The organism is Micromonospora sp. CNZ299, assembly GCF_002754415.1.
Genome location: NZ_PEFG01000001.1, coordinates 2,656,831 through 2,675,170 on the forward strand (window position 1 = coordinate 2,656,831; position 18,340 = coordinate 2,675,170).

Annotated in this window: 12 protein-coding genes; 7 read left to right on the forward strand and 5 right to left on the reverse strand. The window is 72.1% G+C overall.

Features of this window, described 5'->3' with window-relative positions:
- The first annotated feature begins 79 nt into the window (after positions 1-79).
- The 4 genes from ligA to gatA all read left to right on the forward strand — a co-directional run bounded on the left by ligA (position 80) and on the right by gatA (position 6,971).
- Positions 80-2,215 carry an NAD-dependent DNA ligase LigA gene (gene ligA / locus CLT68_RS12715; protein ID WP_099857097.1) on the forward strand — a complete coding sequence of 712 codons (2,136 nt, stop codon included), beginning with the start codon at positions 80-82 and terminating at the stop codon, positions 2,213-2,215.
- A gap of 158 nt (positions 2,216-2,373) precedes the next feature.
- Positions 2,374-4,956 carry a GGDEF domain-containing phosphodiesterase gene (locus CLT68_RS12720; protein WP_099857099.1) on the forward strand — a complete coding sequence of 861 codons (2,583 nt, stop codon included), beginning with the start codon at positions 2,374-2,376 and terminating at the stop codon, positions 4,954-4,956.
- A 157-nt stretch (positions 4,957-5,113) separates the two neighbouring features.
- Positions 5,114-5,419: an Asp-tRNA(Asn)/Glu-tRNA(Gln) amidotransferase subunit GatC gene (gene gatC, locus CLT68_RS12725; protein WP_099851058.1), complete on the forward strand. Its 306-nt coding sequence runs from the start codon at positions 5,114-5,116 to the stop codon at positions 5,417-5,419.
- 76 nt (positions 5,420-5,495) lie between these two features.
- Entirely contained in the window at positions 5,496-6,971 is a 1,476-nt protein-coding gene (gatA, locus tag CLT68_RS12730) for an Asp-tRNA(Asn)/Glu-tRNA(Gln) amidotransferase subunit GatA (protein ID WP_099851060.1), read from the forward strand.
- Between the two features lie 39 nt (positions 6,972-7,010).
- Here the strand turns inward: gatA and CLT68_RS12735 are convergent, their stop codons facing one another.
- On the reverse strand, positions 7,011-7,616 hold the full coding sequence (locus tag CLT68_RS12735; RefSeq protein WP_143743176.1) for a hypothetical protein: 606 nt from the start codon (positions 7,614-7,616) through the stop codon (positions 7,011-7,013).
- Positions 7,617-7,737: 121 nt separating this feature from the next.
- On the opposite strand from CLT68_RS12735, the gene gatB reads away from it, so the two are divergent.
- Together gatB and CLT68_RS12745 are read left to right on the forward strand one after the other, a co-directional pair.
- Positions 7,738-9,237 carry an Asp-tRNA(Asn)/Glu-tRNA(Gln) amidotransferase subunit GatB gene (gene gatB / locus CLT68_RS12740; protein WP_099851064.1) on the forward strand — a complete coding sequence of 500 codons (1,500 nt, stop codon included), beginning with the start codon at positions 7,738-7,740 and terminating at the stop codon, positions 9,235-9,237.
- An 86-nt stretch (positions 9,238-9,323) separates the two neighbouring features.
- Complete coding sequence (locus CLT68_RS12745; protein WP_099851065.1) at positions 9,324-11,681, forward strand: transketolase-like TK C-terminal-containing protein; 2,358 nt, start codon at positions 9,324-9,326, stop codon at positions 11,679-11,681.
- Positions 11,682-11,989: 308 nt separating this feature from the next.
- On the opposite strand, the gene CLT68_RS12750 is transcribed toward CLT68_RS12745, so the two are convergent.
- From CLT68_RS12750 to CLT68_RS12760, 3 genes are all read right to left on the reverse strand, one after another.
- Entirely contained in the window at positions 11,990-13,555 is a 1,566-nt protein-coding gene (locus CLT68_RS12750; protein WP_099851068.1) for a metallophosphoesterase, read from the reverse strand.
- Between the two features lie 61 nt (positions 13,556-13,616).
- Positions 13,617-14,789 carry a PQQ-dependent sugar dehydrogenase gene (locus CLT68_RS12755; protein ID WP_099857101.1) on the reverse strand — a complete coding sequence of 391 codons (1,173 nt, stop codon included), beginning with the start codon at positions 14,787-14,789 and terminating at the stop codon, positions 13,617-13,619.
- Positions 14,790-14,881: 92 nt separating this feature from the next.
- On the reverse strand, positions 14,882-16,699 hold the full coding sequence (locus CLT68_RS12760; protein ID WP_099851069.1) for a GAF domain-containing SpoIIE family protein phosphatase: 1,818 nt from the start codon (positions 16,697-16,699) through the stop codon (positions 14,882-14,884).
- 186 nt (positions 16,700-16,885) lie between these two features.
- On the opposite strand from CLT68_RS12760, the gene CLT68_RS12765 reads away from it, so the two are divergent.
- Positions 16,886-17,812, forward strand: a complete 927-nt coding sequence (locus CLT68_RS12765) for a 2-hydroxyacid dehydrogenase (protein WP_099851071.1) — start codon at positions 16,886-16,888, stop codon at positions 17,810-17,812.
- Here CLT68_RS12765 and CLT68_RS12770 read toward each other — a convergent pair.
- Positions 17,806-18,198, reverse strand: a complete 393-nt coding sequence (locus CLT68_RS12770) for a PH domain-containing protein (protein WP_099851073.1) — start codon at positions 18,196-18,198, stop codon at positions 17,806-17,808. The two genes, CLT68_RS12765 and CLT68_RS12770, sit on opposite strands and share 7 nt — an antisense overlap.
- Positions 18,199-18,340: the final 142 nt, after the last annotated feature.

The following is an 18,340-nucleotide window of genomic DNA, read 5'->3' on the forward strand; positions in this document are numbered from 1 at the left end:
GACGGATTGTCCCACCGGCCCGATACGGTGCCGGAGTAGCGTGATCAGGGAGGTCGCAGGCGTGTCCGAAGGTGGCGGTGTGTCCGAGGAACAGATCGGTCAGCAGGTCAGCCCGGCTCAGGAGGCGGCGGCCGGGGCCGAGCCCACGCCGCAGGCCCGAGAGCGGCACGCCACGCTCAGCCAGGAGCTGACCGAGCATCAATACCGTTACTACGTGCTGGACGCGCCGATCATCACCGACGCCGAGTTCGACAAGCAGTTGCGCGAGCTGGAGGCACTGGAGGAGGAGTTCCCGGCACTGCGTACGCCGGATTCGCCGACCCAGCGGGTGGGCGGCACGTTCTCGACCGACTTCACCCCGGTCGCCCACGCCGAGCGGATGCTCTCCCTCGACAACGCCTTCGCCGACGAGGAGTTGGCGGCGTGGGCCGAGCGGGTCGAGCGGGACGCTGGCGGCACGGTGCCCTACCTGTGCGAGCTGAAGGTCGACGGGCTGGCGATCAACCTGACCTACGAGGCCGGCCGGCTGGTCCGGGCCGCGACCCGGGGTGACGGCCGCACCGGTGAGGACGTCACCGCCAACGTCCGCAGCATCCGGGACGTGCCCGGCCAGCTGACCCCGTCCGACGACTTCCCGGACATTCCCGAGCTGCTGGAGGTCCGGGGCGAGATCTACTTCCCGATTGCCGCGTTCGCCGACCTCAACGCGGGCCTGGTGGAGCAGGGCAAGGCGCCGTTCGCCAACCCCCGCAACGCCGCGGCGGGCAGCCTGCGGCAGAAGGACCCGCGGGTCACGGCCTCCCGGCCGCTGCGACTGGTGGTGCACGGCATCGGTGCCCGCCGTGGGTTCCAGCCCACGGCCCAGTCCGAGTCGTACGCGGCGCTCAGGTCGTGGGGGTTGCCGACCAGCGACCGGTGGCGGGTCGTCCCGGATCTGAGCGGCGTGGCCGAATACATCGCGTACTACGCCGAGCACCGGCACGACGTCGAGCACGAGATCGACGGCGTGGTGGTCAAGGTCGACCCGGTGTCCATCCAGGGCCGGCTCGGCTCGACCAGCCGAGCCCCGCGGTGGGCGATCGCCTTCAAATACCCGCCCGAGGAGGTCACCACCAAGCTGCTCGACATCGAGGTCGGTGTCGGGCGCACCGGTCGGGTCACCCCGTTCGCGGTGCTGGAGCCGGTGCACGTGGCGGGCTCGACGGTCGCCCAGGCCACTCTGCACAACGCCCGCGAGGTGGAACGCAAGGGCGTGCTGATCGGCGACACGGTGGTGCTGCGCAAGGCCGGTGACGTCATCCCCGAGGTGCTCGGCCCGGTGGTCGACCTGCGCCCGGCCGACGCCCGTCCGTTCGTGATGCCCACCACCTGCCCGTCCTGTGGCACTCCGCTCGCCCCCGCCAAAGAGGGCGATGTGGACATCCGCTGTCCCAACGCGCTGAACTGTCCGGGCCAGATCCGCGAGCGGGTTTTCTACCTGGCCAGCCGAAAAGTGCTCGACATCGAGGCACTCGGCGAGAAGAGCTCTGCCGCGCTACTGGATGGGCAGATCATCACCAACGAGGGTGATCTGTTCCAGCTCGACGCCGAGCAGTTGTCCCGGTCCCCGTTCTTCGTCAACAAGGACGGCACCCTGGGCAGCAACGCGGTCAAGTTGCTGGACAATCTGGCGGTGGCCCGGGAGCGTGAGCTGTGGCGGTTCCTGGTCGCGCTCTCCATCCGGCACGTCGGCCCGACCGCTGCGCGAGCCCTTGTTCGGCACTTCCGTTCGATCGAGGCGATCGACGCGGCCAGCGAGGAGGAGCTCTCCTCTGTCGACGGGGTCGGGCCGACCATCGCGGCCAGCATCAGGGAGTGGTTCGCGGTGGACTGGCACCGCGAGGTCGTCCGCAAGTGGGCCGAGGCGGGCGTACGGATGGCCGAGGAGGCTGTCGACGAGGGGCCGCGCCCGTTGGAGGGGCTGACAGTGGTGGTGACCGGCACGCTTGCCGGCTACTCACGGGACCAGGCCGCCGAGGCCGTGCAGAGCCGGGGCGGCAAGCTCAGCGGGTCGGTCTCCAAGAAGACGAGCTTCGTGGTCGTCGGGGACAACCCCGGGTCCAAGGCTGACAAGGCGGCCAGCCTCAAGGTGCCGGTGCTGGACGAGGACGGGTTCCGATTGCTGCTGGACGCGGGCCCGGACGCCGCGCGGGAGGTCGCCCAGCCGGGCGGGTGATCCCGGTCGCGGCCTGCGGCGGCGACTGGCCGCGTATACCAACTTAATTACGACTACGACCGATTCGTGACTGTCATACCGGGAAACTGGGGGGCGAGGGCGTTTCATTGGGTCACGGCGTACCGCACCGGCACGCCGACTGTCGGTCGGGAGGTGTGGTGGAGGTCGCGGATCCACGCAACTCACTCCCGCCGGGACGGGCCACACCGTTCGCCACCTTCGTCGTCGGCATCCTGGTGGTCGCGGCGCTGACCGCCGCCGTACCCCTCGCGTCCCTCCCGGACGAGGTGTCCCGGCTGCCGGTGGCGTTCTGGACGATGGCCGTGCTCGCCGTGGTCTGTGACGCCCGGCCGTTCGTCCCGCCGGGGCGCCGGCAGACCTCCGCGGTGTTCCCGTCCACCTGCTTCACCTTCGCGATCCTGCTCGGCTGGGGCCTCGGCCCCGCGGTGGTGGTGCAGGCGATGGGGGTGATCGTCTCGGGCTGGCGGATGCGGCACGCAGCCTGGCGGACGGCGTTCAACGTCGGCCAGTACGTGTGCGCCCTCGCCGCCGCGTACGGGGTGATCCAGCTCGGCTCGGGCACCATCTTCTCCGGCGGGCGGTTGCACTGGACCGACGTGGCTGCCGTCGGCGGTGCCACGTTGGCGTGGTTCGTCGTCAACTACGGGCTGGTCAGCTGGGCGGTGCGGCTGCGTTTCGGCGACCGGTGGTGGCCCACGCTGCGCCGGGGCCTCGGCTTCGAGTTGCTCTCCACCGGTTCACTGCTGCTGCTCGCCCCAGTGCTGGTTGCCGCCGCGCGGGTCAGCGCGGCGCTGATCCCGCTGGTGCTGGTGCCGCTGTTCGCGGTCTACCGGATGGCCCGGCTGACCGTCGAGCAGCAGCACCTCGCCGCCGCCGACCCGTTGACCGGTCTGCCCAACCGCAAGGCGCTGCTGGCCGAGGTGGCGGAGCAGGTGCACCTGCACGCCGAGCGGACGGCCCGCGGCGAACCCGACGGGCAGTTGGCGCTGCTGCTGATCGACCTGGACCGTTTCAAGAACGTCAACGACGCGCTCGGGCACGCCGTGGGCGACCGGCTGCTGGTCGAGGTCAGCGCCCGGCTCACCGACGTGCAGCCCCGACCACAGATGATCGCCCGGCTCGGCGGCGACGAGTTCGCCATCGTGATGACCGGCCTGACCGACGTGGGTCAGGCCAGGGAGTTGGCCGACCAGGTGGTCCAGGCGCTGGCCGAGCCGGTGCCACTCGACGGGCTGCCGTTGGACGTGGGCGGCTCGATCGGGATCGCCCTCTTCCCCGAGCATGGCGAGGACTTCGCCACCCTGATGCGCCACGCCGACGTGGCGATGTACGACGCCAAGCACCGCAACGACACGGTGGCCGTCTACGCCCCCGAGTCCGACCACAATTCCGCCGAGCGACTCGGCCTCCTCGCCGACCTGCGCCGGGTGTTGGAATCCAGCCCGCCGAGTGAGCTGTTCGACGCCGACCCGGCGGACCAGGCCGACGCGGCTGTCGACGTACCCCTTGCGGCGACGGCGGAGGTGCGCGGCGGTGACGGCGCGGCGCTGCCCGTCGGGTCCCCGGCCGAGGCCGCACCCCACGCGGACCCGGCACCGGCGGTCGCCACGGCACCGCCGACCACCAACCGGTGGTGGGGACGCCGTCGGCGCAACGACGCCGAGCTGGTGCACGCCGACGAGTTGATCAACCGGATCGCGACCGGCGCCGACCCGATCCGGGGCCGTGGCTCCCGTTCCACGGTCACCGGCACCCGCTCGGGCTCGGCCCGGGAGCGACGCGCGGGAGCCGGCAACGGCCGCCGGTCACCGAACGGAAGCACGGTCCCCGCCAGGGGCAACGGCGGCCTCGGGCGGCGGCGTGACATCGGGACAGGCGGCCCGGGCCACCCGGTCGAATCGACGGGGTGGGCGCACGCGGACGGTGACACGGCAGAGGACGCCGGGGAAATCACCATGTACTACCAGCCGCAGATCGCCATCGCGACCGGCGAGGTGGTCGGTGTCGAGGCCCTGCTGCGGTGGCGGCATCCCCGGCGGGGCATGGTCGACCCGGAGGAACTCATCCGTGTCGCCGAGCAGAGCGCGGTGATGCGACTGCTCACCCGGCGGGTGGTCGACGACGTGGTGGAGCAACTCGCCAAGTGGTCGGCGGCCGGCATCGGCCTGCGCGCGGCGCTGAACGTGAGCGTGCGCGACCTGCACACCGGCGACGTCGCCGACCAGATCGCCGACCGGCTGGCCCGCTACGGGGTGCCTGCCGACCGGCTGCAGGTGGAGATCACCGAAGGTGCGTTGATGGCCGACCCGCGCCGGGTGCTGGCCACCATCTCCCAACTGCACCGGATCGGGGTGGCCATCTCGTTGGACGACTTCGGCACCGGCTACTCCTCGCTGCAACACCTACGCCGGTTGCCGTTGTCCGAGGTGAAGGTGGACCGGTCGTTCGTGCTCGGCATGGCCGAGGACGCCGACGACGCGGCGATCGTCCGATCGATGATCGAGTTGGCCGGGGCGCTGGGCCTGCGGGTGGTCGCCGAGGGCGTCGAGGACGAGCGGACCTGGCGGATGCTGCACGCCGCCGGCTGCGACGCCGCCCAGGGCTGGTTCTACGCTCGGCCCATGCCGGCCGAGGAGCTGGTCACCTGGCTGGCCCGGTACCGGCCGGTGCGCCCGAGCGGGCCCCCGCAGTCGGACATCGGCCGCCGCCCCACCCGCTGACCCCTCCGCCGGCATGGCATTCCGGCTGCCGGAGGGGGAGTCGGGGACGCGGCACCGGAGCGGAACAATAGACTCGCTCCGGTCACCGCGCGTCACGCTCCACCCGTCGCGCGGCCGGCACACCGCCCGACCAGCAGGACATCAGAAGGGGGCACGGATGGCCGCCATCTCCCGCGAGGAGGTCGCGCACCTGGCGCGCCTGTCGCGGCTCGCCGTCACCGAGGAGGAGCTGGACATGTTCGCCGGCCAGCTCGACGTGATCCTCCAGGCGGTCGCTCAGGTCGGCGAGGTCGCCGCTGCGGACATTCCGCCGACCTCGCACTCGGTGCCGCTGACCAACATCTTCCGCGAGGACGTCGTCACGCCGTGCCTGACCCCGCAGGAGGCGCTGTCGGGCGCACCCGACGCCGAGGACCAGCGGTTCCGCGTACCGCGGATCCTGACCGAGGATGTGGCCTCATGAGCGAGCGCCAGCGAGTGAATCATGGTTGCAGCGCGGTGGTGCCTCATGGCGTCATGGAGCGAAGCGGAGTGACGGCATGAGCGATCTCACCAGAATGACCGCGACGGAGATCGCGTCCCTGGTCGCCGGGGGCGAGACCTCCGCCGTCGAGGTGACCCGGGCGCACCTCGACCGGATCGCCGCGGTCGACGACCGGGTGCACGCCTTCCTGCACGTCGACACCGACGGCGCGCTCGCCGCGGCCCGCTCGGTGGACGAGCGCCGGGCCGCAGGCGAGGAGCTTGGCCCCCTCGCGGGTGTGCCGGTCGCGGTCAAGGACGTGCTCGCCACGCGGGGCGTGCCGACCACCGTGGGCTCGAAGATCCTGGAGGGCTGGCGCCCGCCGTACGACGCGACGATCGTGCAGCGGCTACGCGAGGCCGGCACGGTGATGCTCGGCAAGACCAACATGGACGAGTTCGCGATGGGCTCCTCCACCGAATACTCGGCGTACGGCCCGACGCACAACCCGTGGGACCTGAGCCGGATCCCGGGTGGCTCGGGCGGTGGCAGCGCTGCCGCGCTGGCCGCGTACGAGGCGCCGCTGGCGATCGGCTCGGACACCGGCGGCTCGATCCGCCAGCCCGGCGCGGTCACCGGCACCGTCGGTGCGAAGCCCACCTACGGCGGCACCTCCCGGTACGGGCTGGTGGCCTTCTCCTCGTCGCTGGACACTCCGGGCCCGTGTGCCCGTAACGTGCTCGACGCGGCCCTGCTGCACCAGGTGATCGGCGGGCACGACCCGCGTGACTCCACCTCGATCCCGCAGCCGGTGCCGGACGTGGTGGCGGCGGCGAAGCTCGGCGCGACCGGCGACCTGACCGGTGTGCGGCTCGGCATCGTCAGCGAGTTCGTCGGCGAGGGCGCCGAGCCGGGTGTGATGGCCGCGTTCCGCGAGTCGGTCGACGCGCTGACCAAGATGGGCGCCGAGGTCGTGGAGATCTCCTGCCCGACGTTCGCGTACGCGCTGCCGGCGTACTACCTGATCGCCCCGAGCGAGTGCTCCTCCAACCTGGCCCGGTTCGACGGCGTCCGGTTCGGCCTGCGGGTCGGCGACGACGGCAACCGGTCGCTGGAGGAGGTCATGTCGCTGACCCGCGAGGCCGGCTTCGGCCCGGAGGTCAAGCGTCGCATCATGATCGGCACGTACGCGCTGTCGTCGGGTTACTACGACGCGTACTACGGGCAGGCGCAGAAGGTCCGGACGCTCATCACCCGGGACTTCACCGCCGCGTTCGAGCGGGTCGATGCGCTGATTTCGCCGACCACCCCGTCGGTGGCGTTCCCGATGGGCGCACGGACCGCCGACCCCTACCAGATGTACCTGGCCGACCTGTACACGATCCCGACGAACCTGTACGGCGGGCCGGGCATCTCGGTGCCCTGTGGCATCTCCGAAGGGCTGCCCGTCGGCCTGCAGGTGATGGCCCCGACGATGGCCGACGACCGGATGTACCGGGTCGCCGCCGCGTTGGAGTCCGCAATCGGCACGTTCACGCCACCGGCGTTGTAAGCCGCGCAAGCGGCCGAGGCGGGTCGGGGACAGGCGGTTTCACGCCGGTCCGTGACCCGCCTCGACCGTGTTGGTCGTCGGCCCGGCGAGGTAGCGGCGGGCCTCCCGCAGGCCACGCCAGCGATACCAGGCGGCACCTCCCCAGAGCAGGAGCAGCAGTACGGCCAGCACTCGGCCGAACGGGCGGGCCGGGTCAACCAGGGGCGGCAGTTGGCTGAGGAAGCCCACCGTGAACAGCACCAGCAGCCATCGTTGACTGACGCGGGACCGGGCCTCCTTGCGAGCCAGCGCGTCCAGACGAGGGTCGTCGGTGGACCCGTCGCGTAACGCCTGCGCGATCCGTCGCCTGGTCGTCGGGTCGGCACCGGCCGTCCGGGGCATCCGCCTGATCAGCCGGCGGCCGAAGACGAGGGCGACGACCGCGCCGACCAGCGGCGGGATCAGCATCAGCGCGAACGCCGCGAAGAGGTCGGGGCCCCCGGACCGGCCGTCGACCATCGCGGCGGTGCCCATCGCGGCCGCGCCGACCACGACGGCCGCGGCGACGACGTACGTACTGCGGCGGTGCCGCCCCCGCGGCACCTGCTCGTCTGCGAGGATCACCTGCCGGGTCGGCGCTCCTGGTCGTTCCCCCGTATTCGTCATGGTCGCTCCGTACCCCACCGTCGGCGACGACACGCGCGCCCGGCGAAACCCGCCCGAGGATTGATCGGGCAACCCCATTAGGCTGGACAGGTTCTGTCCCGGATCGCGCCTGGAGCGTCTCATGACCACGACACTGCCCGCGTACGACGAGGTCGTTGCACGCTACGAACCGGTGATCGGCCTGGAGACCCACGTCGAGCTGGGCACGAACACCAAGATGTTCTGTGGTTGCCCGACCGACTTCGGTGGCGAGCCGAACACCCGGGTCTGCCCGGTGTGCCTGGGCCTGCCCGGCTCCCTGCCGGTGGCCAACAAGGCGGCCATCGAGGCGATCATCCGGATCGGCCTGGCGCTGAACTGCTCGATTGCCGAGTGGTGCCGGTTCGCCCGGAAGAACTACTTCTACCCGGACATGCCGAAGAACTTCCAGATCAGCCAGTACGACGAGCCGATCTGCGTCGACGGCTACCTGGACGTCGAGGTGGGCGGCGAGACGGTGCGGATCGAGATCGAGCGGGTGCACCTCGAGGAGGACACCGGCAAGACGCTGCACGTCGGTGGTGCCACCGGCCGCATCCACGGCGCGACGGAGTCGCTGGTCGACTACAACCGGGCCGGCATCCCGCTGGTGGAGATCGTCACCAAGCCCATCCCGGGCACCGGTGCGCTCGCCCCCGACGTGGCGAAGGCGTACGTCACCGAGCTGCGCGACGTGATCCGCACCCTCGGTGTCTCGGACGTGCGGATGGAGGAGGGTTCGCTGCGCTGTGACGTGAACACCTCGCTCAACCTGCCGGGGCAGGAGTGGGGCACCCGCACGGAGACGAAGAACGTCAACTCGCTGCGGTCGGTGGAGCGGGCGGTCCGCTCGGAGATGCTGCGGCAGGCGTCGGTGCTCGACGCGGGCGGCCGGATCACGCAGGAGACCCGGCACTTCCACGAGGACACCGGCGACACCACCCCGGGACGTTCGAAGGAGACGGCCACCGACTACCGGTACTTCCCGGAGCCGGATCTGGTGCCGATCGCCCCGGACCCGGCGTGGGTCGCCGAGCTGAAGGCCGCCCTGCCGGAGCTGCCCCGGGTGCACCGGCGTCGGCTCCAGCAGCAGTGGGGGCTCTCCGACCTGGACATGCAGTCGGTGCTGAACGCCGGCGCGGTCGAGCTGATCGAGGCCACAGTGGCCGCCGGCACCACCCCGGCGGCGGCCCGCAAGTGGTGGCTGGGTGAGCTGTCCCGCCGGGCCAACGAGAGCGGTGTGGAGCTGGCCGAGATCGGTGCCACTCCCGCCCAGGTCGCCGAGTTGCAGGGGCTGGTCGACGCCGGCAAGCTCAACGACAAGATGGCCCGCGCGGTGCTGGAGGGCGTGGTCGACGGTGAGGGCTCACCCGCCGAGATCATGGCCAGCCGGGGCCTGGAGGTCGTGTCGGACACCGGCGCGCTGACCGCCGCCGTGGACGAGGCGATCGCCGCGAACCCCGGCATCGCCGACAAGATCCGCAGTGGCAAGGTCGCCGCGGCCGGCGCGCTGGTCGGCGCGGTCATGAAGACCACCCGGGGTCAGGCCGACGCCGCCGCCGTCCGCACGCTGATCCTGGAGCGCCTCGGCGTCGAAGGCTGACCGGCACGTCACCCCTCTGCCGCCCCGGGCGGCGCGATCCACACCCCTCGCGAGGGCGTCAACGGCGACGCCTGGATGGAGCCACCGTGACCCAGCACGACCTCGATGTCCTTGACGAGATCCAGCGGCGGGTGCTGTGGCTCGCCACCCGGATCGTGGACGCCGCCAACCATGACCGGGCCACCGGAGACGGTGTGAAGGTCGGCGGCCACCAGGCGTCCAGCGCCTCCCTGGTCACGGCGATGACCGCGCTGTGGTTCGCGCACCTGGACGCCGAGGACCGGGTCGCGGTGAAGCCGCACGCGTCCCCGGTGTTCCACGCCATCCAGTACCTGCTCGGCAACCTGGACCGCTCGTACCTGCCACGGCTGCGGGCCAGGGGCGGCCTCCAGTCGTACCCGTCGCGGACCAAGGACCCCGACGAGGTCGACTTCTCCACCGGCTCGGTGGGTCTGGGCGCGGCCGCGCCGCTCTTCGCCGCCGCCACCCGTCGCTACGTCGACGCGCACTTCGGGGCCCGAGCGCACTCCCGGTTCGTGGCGCTGATCGGCGACGCCGAGCTGGACGAGGGCAACATCTGGGAGGCGGTGGCCGACCCGGCGACCACCGGGCTGGGCAACGTCATGTGGCTTGTCGACTTCAACCGGCAGTCGCTGGACCGGGTGGTCCCCGGCATCCGGATCAACCAGTGGCGGGGTCAGTTCGAGGCGGCCGGCTGGCACGTCGTGGAGGTCAAGTACGGTCGCCGGCTCGCCGAGGCGTACGCCCGGCCGGGCGGCGAGGCGCTGCGCGACTGGATCGACGCGATGCCCAACGAGCAGTACCAGTCGCTGTTCGGGCTGACCGGCCCGGCGCTGCGCAAGCAGTTCCTGGACGGCGCGCCGGCCGGCATCGACGAGCTGATCGCCCACATCAGCGACGAGGACCTCGGTCCCCTCGTCACCGACCTGGGCGGGCACGACCTGTCCGCGATGCTCGACGCGTACGCCCAGTGCGACGCGGTCACCGACCGGCCCAGCGTCGTCTTCGCGTACACCGTGAAGGGTTGGGGTCTGCCCATCGCCGGCAACCCGCGCAACCATTCCGCGCTGCTCAGCTCGGAGCAGGTCGACACGCTGCGGGCCGCGCAGGGGCTGACCTCCGAGACCGAGTGGGACCGCCTCGACCCGGCGTCACCGGCCGGCATCCGGGCCGGCGCCCGCCGGGAGGCGCTGTCCCGAGCGCCCCGCGAGCGCGCCTTGGGGGTCACCGTTCCGGAAAGCACGGGAGTACGCGCAACCAAGCCCATCTCCACCCAGGAGGTCTTCGGTCGGGTGCTGGTGGACCTGGCGCGGAACCGGGAGGTCGGCCGCTACCTGGTCACCACCGCCCCGGACGTGGCCACCTCCACCAACCTGGCCGGGTTCATCAACAAGACCGGGGTGTTCGCACCCACCGAGCAGCGCTCCTGGACCGAGGACCGGATGCTGCGCTGGACGGAGAGCCCCGCCGGGCAGCACATCGAGCTGGGCATCTCGGAGATGAACCTGTTCCTGCTGCTCGGCCAGCTCGGGCTCTCCTGGGACCTGTCCGGGCAGCCGCTGCTGCCGGTGGGCACGGTCTACGACCCGTTCGTCCTGCGCGGCCTCGACGCGTTCCTGTACGGCACGTACTCCGGCTCCCGGTTCGTGGTGGCCGGCACCCCGTCGGGCATCACCCTGGCCCCGGAGGGCGGCGCCCACCAGTCCACCATCACCGCGTCGGTCGGCCTGGAGCTGCCCGGGGTGACCTTCCTGGAGCCGGCGTACGCGGCCAGCCTCGACTGGCTGCTCTGCGACGCGCTGGGGCAGATCGCCGGCGGGTCGGCCCCGGCCGCGACCGCCGCGCCGACCGAGGACGGGGCGTACTACTTCCGGTTGAGCACCCGGCCGCTGGACCAGGCGCCGTTCGAGGCGGCCCGCGCCCGGCTCGGCGACGCGGTCCTGCGTCGGCAGGTGGTCGCCGGGGCGTACCGGCTGGTCGACGCGCACCAGGCGTACCCGCACCTGGTCGACGCCCCGGTGGTGCAACTGGCCGCCTCAGGCGCGGTGCTGCCCGAGGTGTTGGCTGCCGCGGCGGAGCTGGCCGACGAGGGCGTCGCCGCGCACGTGGTGGACGTGACGAGCCTCGACCGGCTCTACCGGGCCTGGCAGCGCACCCTGCGCCAGGGCGTGCGGACGGCCACCGTGCCCAGCGTGCCGGGCGCGCTGCGGTCCGCGTTCGTCGATCGGGTGCCGGTGGTGACCGTGCACGACGCCGCGTCGCACGCGATGGCCTGGCTCGGTTCGGCGGTCGGCGCCCCGGCGGTGCCGCTCGGCGTGGACGAGTTCGGCCAGTCCGGCAGTGTCGCCGAGCTGTACGAGTTGCACGACCTGCTGCCCGGCAGCATCGTCAACGCCGCGCTGGCCGCCATCGCCCTACGCTGACCGCGGCGGGGATCGTTATCACACTGAGTGATTCGCATAGGAAAGAACCCGTTCGCAACTCGCTGTAATCGTCTCTGTCGCTCACGCCACGCCGTTTCCTCCCTTTGCTCTGCTGCCGCCGATGCGCCACCCGGTCTGAACAGCGCGAACCAATTGTTGCTCTTTTGGCGTCATGCCGTGCGGGACGCACCGACAGTGACTGGTGCAGATTGGGCAGCAGAGCAAAGGGGGAAAGCAGGGGTGGGGGAGGCTCGTCTCTCTTTACTCTCTGTCGAACTGAAGGACGGCGGCCGCCCCTCCACGCCGCGTCAGCGGGTCGGGCTGGTGGTGGGCGAGGGGGACGCCACGGTGGGGTTCTCCACCAGGCGTCGTTCCAGATTGACCTGGGCCTGCCCGGTGCCTCCGACGGTGATGGTGTCGTACGCCTGGAGCATCTTCAGCTGGTCGAAGTAGAGCACGCTCATCGACAGCGGGGTCGGCTTCTCGCCCTCCAGGCCGCGCAGCCCGGCCCCGCCGGTCGAGCCTTCGACCATCAGCGTGGTGGGCTGCTGCCCGGGCACCTGCGGCAGTTTGGAGACCTGCCGCGCGTGGGTGTGCCCGGCCAGCACCAGCGGGCACGTGCCGGAGAGCGGCCCGGCCGACGCCGGATCGTGCACCAGCGCGATGTTCACCGGCCGGGGTGAGCGGCGCACCGTGGTCGCGAGCTGCTCGCCGACCCCGGTCACCTGGTCGGCGACCTGCTGGGTCAGGCCGCTGCCGGCGGGTGAGGTGTTCTTGTCCGGGGTGAAACGCGGGTCACCGATGCCGGCGATGGTCAGCCCGGCGACGGTCGTCGTCGTGTTGTTCAACACGATCGCGTTCGGTTGGCGGGCCACCGCGGCGGCGGTCTTGCCGGAGTCGTGGTTGCCCCGGATGAAGACGTACGGCTTCTTGAGCAGGCCGATCGACCCGACGAAGGACGCCTCCGGCTCGCTGCCCCAGTCGGTGATGTCGCCGGTGTCGATCACCACGTCGATGCCGAACTGCTCCACCACCGTGCGGATCAACTGCCAGCCGGTCGGGTTCAGGTGCATGTCGGAGACGTGCAGCACCCGCGTGGTGCCCGGGGTCGGCTCCAACAGCGGAAGCGCCGAGACGGTGGTGTAGAGCTGGCTGACATTGCCGACCAGGCGTTGCAGCTGCTCGGCGTACTTGGTGTAGTCGTTCGCGATCCGGCGGGCGTCGCCGACGATGGCCGGTGCGTTGACCAGCAGCCCCTCGTAGCGTGGTTCCTCGATCGCCTGCGGACGCAGGGTGGCCGCCGCCGTGCCGAGGCTGCCGGCGGTGATCAGCAGTGCGAGCCCGCCCGCCCAGGCGGTCCGCCGGACGTTGCGGAAGATCAGCCCGGCCAGGATCAGGGTGGCCAGCACCGACGTGCCCAGGGTCCGCAGGCCGAGCCGCATCACCCCGGAGCGGACGTCCTCGACGGCGCTCTGGCTGGCCCGGCTGATGCTGGCCGGGTCGTCGATCAGCGCCTCGGTGCGGCCCTGGTCGAGTGCGCCCAGGCGGACGGTGAGGTGAGTCGGCCCGTCGTGGCTGTCGAGCAGCAGCGCGCCCAGCGGTGGGATGTCGACGGTGGTGCCGCCGTCGCGGGCGGGGGAGATGCTGAGGTTGGCCCGGAACGGGCCGATGTCGGTGTCCACCCGACCGCCGGCCAGCACCCCGAGCACCGCCCCGCCCAGGGCCACGGCGAGGACGGCGACGACCAGCCCGATGCGGCGCAGCAGCTCGGCGGACCCGAGCCGCCGACTGTCCGGGCGCGGCCGGTCGCCGCCGGTCGCCGGGTCGTCCCGGTCGTCGGCGTCGTCGTGCTGCTCGTCGCGTTTCCCGTCCATGCTGAAAGTCTGACCTGCCCGTCGAAAGATCTTGGCAAACCTGACCGGATGGTGACGAACGTCAGCTGCGGCCGCCGTCGCCGCCCGCGAAGACAACCCGCAGGAGCCGGTCGTCGTCGCCGGCCGGGTCACCGCGCCCGTCGTGGTTGGAGGTGCCCACCCAGAGCGACCCGTCCGGTGCCGCGGCCACCGCACGCAGTCGACCGTACCGGTTGGTGAGCAGCTCACTGGGCTGGCCGAGCAGCGTCCCGGTGTCGGTCAGCTCCATCACCCAGAGGCGCTTGCCGCGCAGACAGCCGGTGACCAGCAGCCGGTCCGTGGCGGCCAGACCGGAGCAGGAGGCGTCCGAGGTGGCCCACTGCGTGATCGGGTCGGTGAACCGCCTGTCGCCGGCGCGCCCCTCGACCTCCGGCCAGCCGTAGTTGCCGCCCTTGGTGATCTGGTTGATCTCGTCCCACGTGTTCTGGCCGAACTCGACGGCGTACATCCGCTTGGCGCCGTCCCAGGTGAATCCCTGGACGTTGCGGTGGCCCAGTGACCAGACGGGGGAGTTGGGGTACGGGTTGCCGACGGAGGGCTTGCCGTCCGGCGTGATCCGGAGGATCTTGCCGCCGAGGCTCTTCACGTCCTGGGAGGAGGGGCGCTCACCCGCGTCGCCCGTGCTGACGTAGAGCTGCCCGTCCGGCCCGAAGCCCAACCCGCCGCCGTTGTGCACGTTGGCCTTGGGGATGCCGGTGAGGATCGGGGTGAGCTGACCGCCGAGTTGCAGCCGGGCGACCCGGTTGTCCTGGGCGGCGGTGTAGTAGACGAAGACCGTGCGGTCCTGGGCGTAGGCCGGGGAGACGGCGATGCCGAGGAGACCGCCCTCGCCGGCCGCGGCCACCTCGGGGATCGTCTGCACCGGGCGGACGCGCAGCCCGTCCGGCCCGGACTCGGGGCCGACCTGAAGGATCCGGCCGTTGTCGCGTTCGGTGACCAGCGCGCCGCCGTCCGGCAGGAAGGCGATGCCCCACGGCACCCGCAGACCCTTGGCGAGCACTGTCGCCACCGCCTGCTGGCCGGCGCCGCCGGCGCTCGCCGGCGCGGACGGGGTCGGCAGGTTGGGCGGCTCGCCGGCCGGGTCGGGTTCCGGTTCGCCGAAGCTGCAACCGGAGGCGAACAGCAGCGCCGCGCAGGACGCCGCGAGGGCCGCCCGGAGGCGACGGACGCGAGGGTACGGGGGACGGGCTCTCACCCGGCCCAGGGTAGCCCGCTGGACGGCCCGGCCGGGCCCGTCGCGACCCGACGGGTGCCGATGAACCCGGCCGGTGGTCCCCGGTGGACCGCTCACTGTGCCCGTACGGCCAGCAGCGCGGTGTCGTCCTCGCGGTGGTCGATCGAGGCGAGCAGCAGGTCGCACAGCTCGTCGAGGGGCAGCGTGTCGGTGCCGGCCAGTCGGCCTGTCAGCTCGGCCAGCCCTTCGTCGATGGAGCGGTCCCGCCGCTCGATCAGCCCGTCGGTGTAGAGCAGCAGGGTGTCACCGGTGGACAGGTTGGTCGACTGGCTGCTCCGCGTCGACGGCCGGGCCAGCCCGAGCAGCGGCTCCGGGGTCGCCTCCAGGGCCTCGACCGCCCCACCGGCGCGAACCACGAGGGCCGGTGGGTGCCCGGCGTTGGACCAGGTCACCTCGTGGACACCGCCGCGCTGCGGGCAGATCCGGACCAGTGTCGCGGTGGCGGCGATCGGCAGCCGCAGGCCACGGATCGCGCCGTCCAGGTTGCTCATCAGCGACCCGACCGTGTCCGGCCGGCCGAAGGCGTTGCCCCGCACCAGGTTGCGGAGCTGACCCATGGTCGCCGCCGCCTCGATGTCGTGCCCGGCCACGTCGCCGATCGCCGCGATCACGTCACCGTCGGGCTGGACGAAGGCGTCGTACCAGTCGCCGCCGACCTCCACCCGGTCGGCCGCCGGCTGGTAGCGGGCGGCGAGCTCCAGCTCGGTCACGATCGGCAGCTGGGGCAGCATGCTGTGTTGCAGCACCTCTGCGACGTGCCGCTGCTCGCCGTACATCGAGCTGTTGCCCACGGCCTGGCCGGCCCGGCGGCCGATGTCGACAGCGGTGAGCAGGTCGCGGTCGTCGAACTGCTGCCGTTGCGCGCCGTTGACGAGGGTGATCGCGCCCAGCACGGTGCCGCCGACGCCCTGCATCGGCACGCTCAGGTAGGAGGCGATGCCGAGACGGTCGGCGATCGTCGACATCTCCGGGTGTGTGGTGCCCCTCGTGACGTCGGCCAGGGACGCCACGCTGCCGAGCCGGGGCTGGCCGGTCCGCAGGACCGCCCGGACCATCGACTCGGGGCTCAGCCCGGTGCGCAGCAGCTCACCGAAGCGGTCGACGTCCGCCTCCCGGGCCGGGTCGCGGTGCACCGAGACCACCTCGCGGGGCAGGCCGGTCGGCCCGATCAGGGTGAGCAGGCACCAGTCGGCGAGCAGCGGCACCATCGCGGCGGCGAGCCGGCGCAACGCGGTGCCCACGTCCAGGGTGCCGGCCAGCGTCTCGCTCACCCCGGCCACCAGCTCCAACCGCTCGTGCGCCTGCACGATCCGCCGCCCGGCCTCCTGCGCGCTGTCGAGCGCGATCCGCAGTCGCAGCTCCGACGAGCAGGCGGCGGCCAGGTCGGCCAGTGTCCGCAGCTGCGCGGCCGTCCACGCTCGGGGCTTGTTGTCGATGGCACACAGCGAGCCGAGCACCCGACCGGAGAGGTCGGTCAAAGGCATCCCGGCGTACGCGACCACGCCGAGGTCGTCGATCGCCAGATTCTCCCGGACGCGGGGGTAGAGCCGGGCGTCCGGCAGCACCATCGGCACCTGGATGTCCACGACGTGCTGACAGAACGAGTGGCTCAGCGGGGTCTGCCGACGCTCCGACCAGGGGTCCGGCAACCCGACCGCGCCGGGGAAGAACTGCCGGTCGGCGGAGACCAGGGAGACCAGCGCCACCGGCACGTCCAGCAGGTCGCTGACCAGCCGGGCGAACCGGTCGAACGCCTCGTCCGGGACGGCGTCGAGCCCGGTGTCAGCGAGCGCGCGCAGCCGCGCCGGTTCGCCGAGCGCCGCAGGCGGGACGATCGGAGGCCGGGCGGTGGCGGGGGAGCCGTCGGTCATCGAGCACCTGTCTGCCGGGGCGGAGGCCGACCGGCCCTCCGACCCTTCGTTATACCTCGTCCAGGGCGGAGTCGAACATCGGTGTGCTGAGTCTCGCCCGCCCCGACCCCACGCGCCACCCCCCGGGACGTCTGTTCGCCGCCGTGCCCGCGCCGGCCGTGGTCAGGGGGACTATCGTCGGCGGACGTGAAGGTATGGATCCCACACCAGGCCGGTCTGAACCTCATGGGCGAGCTGCCCCCGGACGTGACGGTGGAGGTGTTCGAGCACGCCGACCGGCTGCCCTCGGAGGCGACCGACGTCCGCGTCTGGGTGCCACCGTTCCTGGGCGGCTCGGACGCGACGGCGTTGCTGCGTGAGCTGCCCGACCTCGCCGTGGTGCAGTTGCTCTCCGCCGGGGCGGACGCCTGGGCCGGCCGGACACCGCCGGGGGTCACGCTCTGCGACGCGCGGGGTGTGCACGACCCGTCCACCGCCGAGTGGGTCGTCACGGCTGTCCTTGCCCAGCTGCGGGCGTTCCCGACGTTCATCCGGGCACAGGCCGAGCGGCGTTGGGCGAACGAGGGAAACCTCCCGACCGACGAGCTGACCGGCAAGCGGGTGCTGATCGTCGGGGCCGGCGCGATCGGCACCGCGGTGCGGGACCGGCTCGCCCCCTTCGAGGTGAGCTTCACGCTGGTGGCGAGGACCGCCCGCCCGGAGCAGGGCGTGCACGGCGTCGAGGAACTGCCCCGGCTGCTGCCCGACGCCGACGTGGTGATCGTGATCGTGCCGCTCACCGACCAGACCCGTGGCCTGATCGACAAGGACTTCCTGGCCGCGATGCCGGACGGCGCGTTGCTCGTCAATGCCGCCCGGGGGCCGGTGGCCCACACCGAGGCGCTGGTCGCGGAGCTGGCCACCGGTCGGATCTCGGCCGCCCTGGACGTCACCGATCCGGAGCCGCTGCCCGCCGAATCGCCGCTCTGGACGATGCCGAACGTGCTGCTCACACCGCATGTGGCCGGGTCGGTGCGAGGTCTGCTGCCGCGTGCCTACCGACTGGTCGGTGACCAGGTGCGCCGGTTCGCCGCCGGGCAGCCGCTGATCAACACGGTGGTCGACGGCTACTGACCGGGCGCCTCGGCCGGATTGTCGGGCAGCGTCTGGCCGGTGGCCGACACCAGCCGGGGCAGGTCCACGCCGCGTACCGCCGGCAGGGTCACCTGCTGGCCGTCGTCGAGCCGCGCGACCGCACGTCCGCGCTGGTCGGTGACCAGTTCGAGGACCTGGTCCCAGTCGATGCGGCGTTGCCCGGCCAACGCCCGTACGCGCAGCTCCCGGGCGTTGGCGTCGGTGCCGGCCCGCCAGGCCCAGAGCGCGACGGCGAGCGGCAGGAGCAGCACCGGCAGCAGGTAGGCCCGGGCGCTCGCCAGCGGCAGCGCACCGATGAAGGCGATGACCGCGGCGACCAGGATGGCTTGGTTGTACCGGAAGCGGACCGTGTCGGGCTTACTCACCCTCCGATGATCCCACCCCCGGCCGGTCCGGCTCGCGGCGGGCGGTGCCGGCGGGGTGCGGTACGCCGTACAGTGACACAGGTCATTGTCTCCTCCAGGTGACCGACACGTAACCAATCCGGCCGCCGATCGTTTTCGTTTG

Coding starts and splice junctions, on each gene's coding strand:
- gatC (WP_099851058.1), top strand. CDS start 5,114: ATGGCCGCCATCTCCCGCGAGGAGGTCGCGCACCTGGCGCGCCTGTCG.
- gatA (WP_099851060.1), top strand. CDS start 5,496: ATGAGCGATCTCACCAGAATGACCGCGACGGAGATCGCGTCCCTGGTC.
- CLT68_RS12735 (WP_143743176.1), bottom strand. CDS start 7,616: ATGACGAATACGGGGGAACGACCAGGAGCGCCGACCCGGCAGGTGATC.
- gatB (WP_099851064.1), top strand. CDS start 7,738: ATGACCACGACACTGCCCGCGTACGACGAGGTCGTTGCACGCTACGAA.
- CLT68_RS12750 (WP_099851068.1), bottom strand. CDS start 13,555: ATGGACGGGAAACGCGACGAGCAGCACGACGACGCCGACGACCGGGAC.
- CLT68_RS12760 (WP_099851069.1), bottom strand. CDS start 16,699: ATGACCGACGGCTCCCCCGCCACCGCCCGGCCTCCGATCGTCCCGCCT.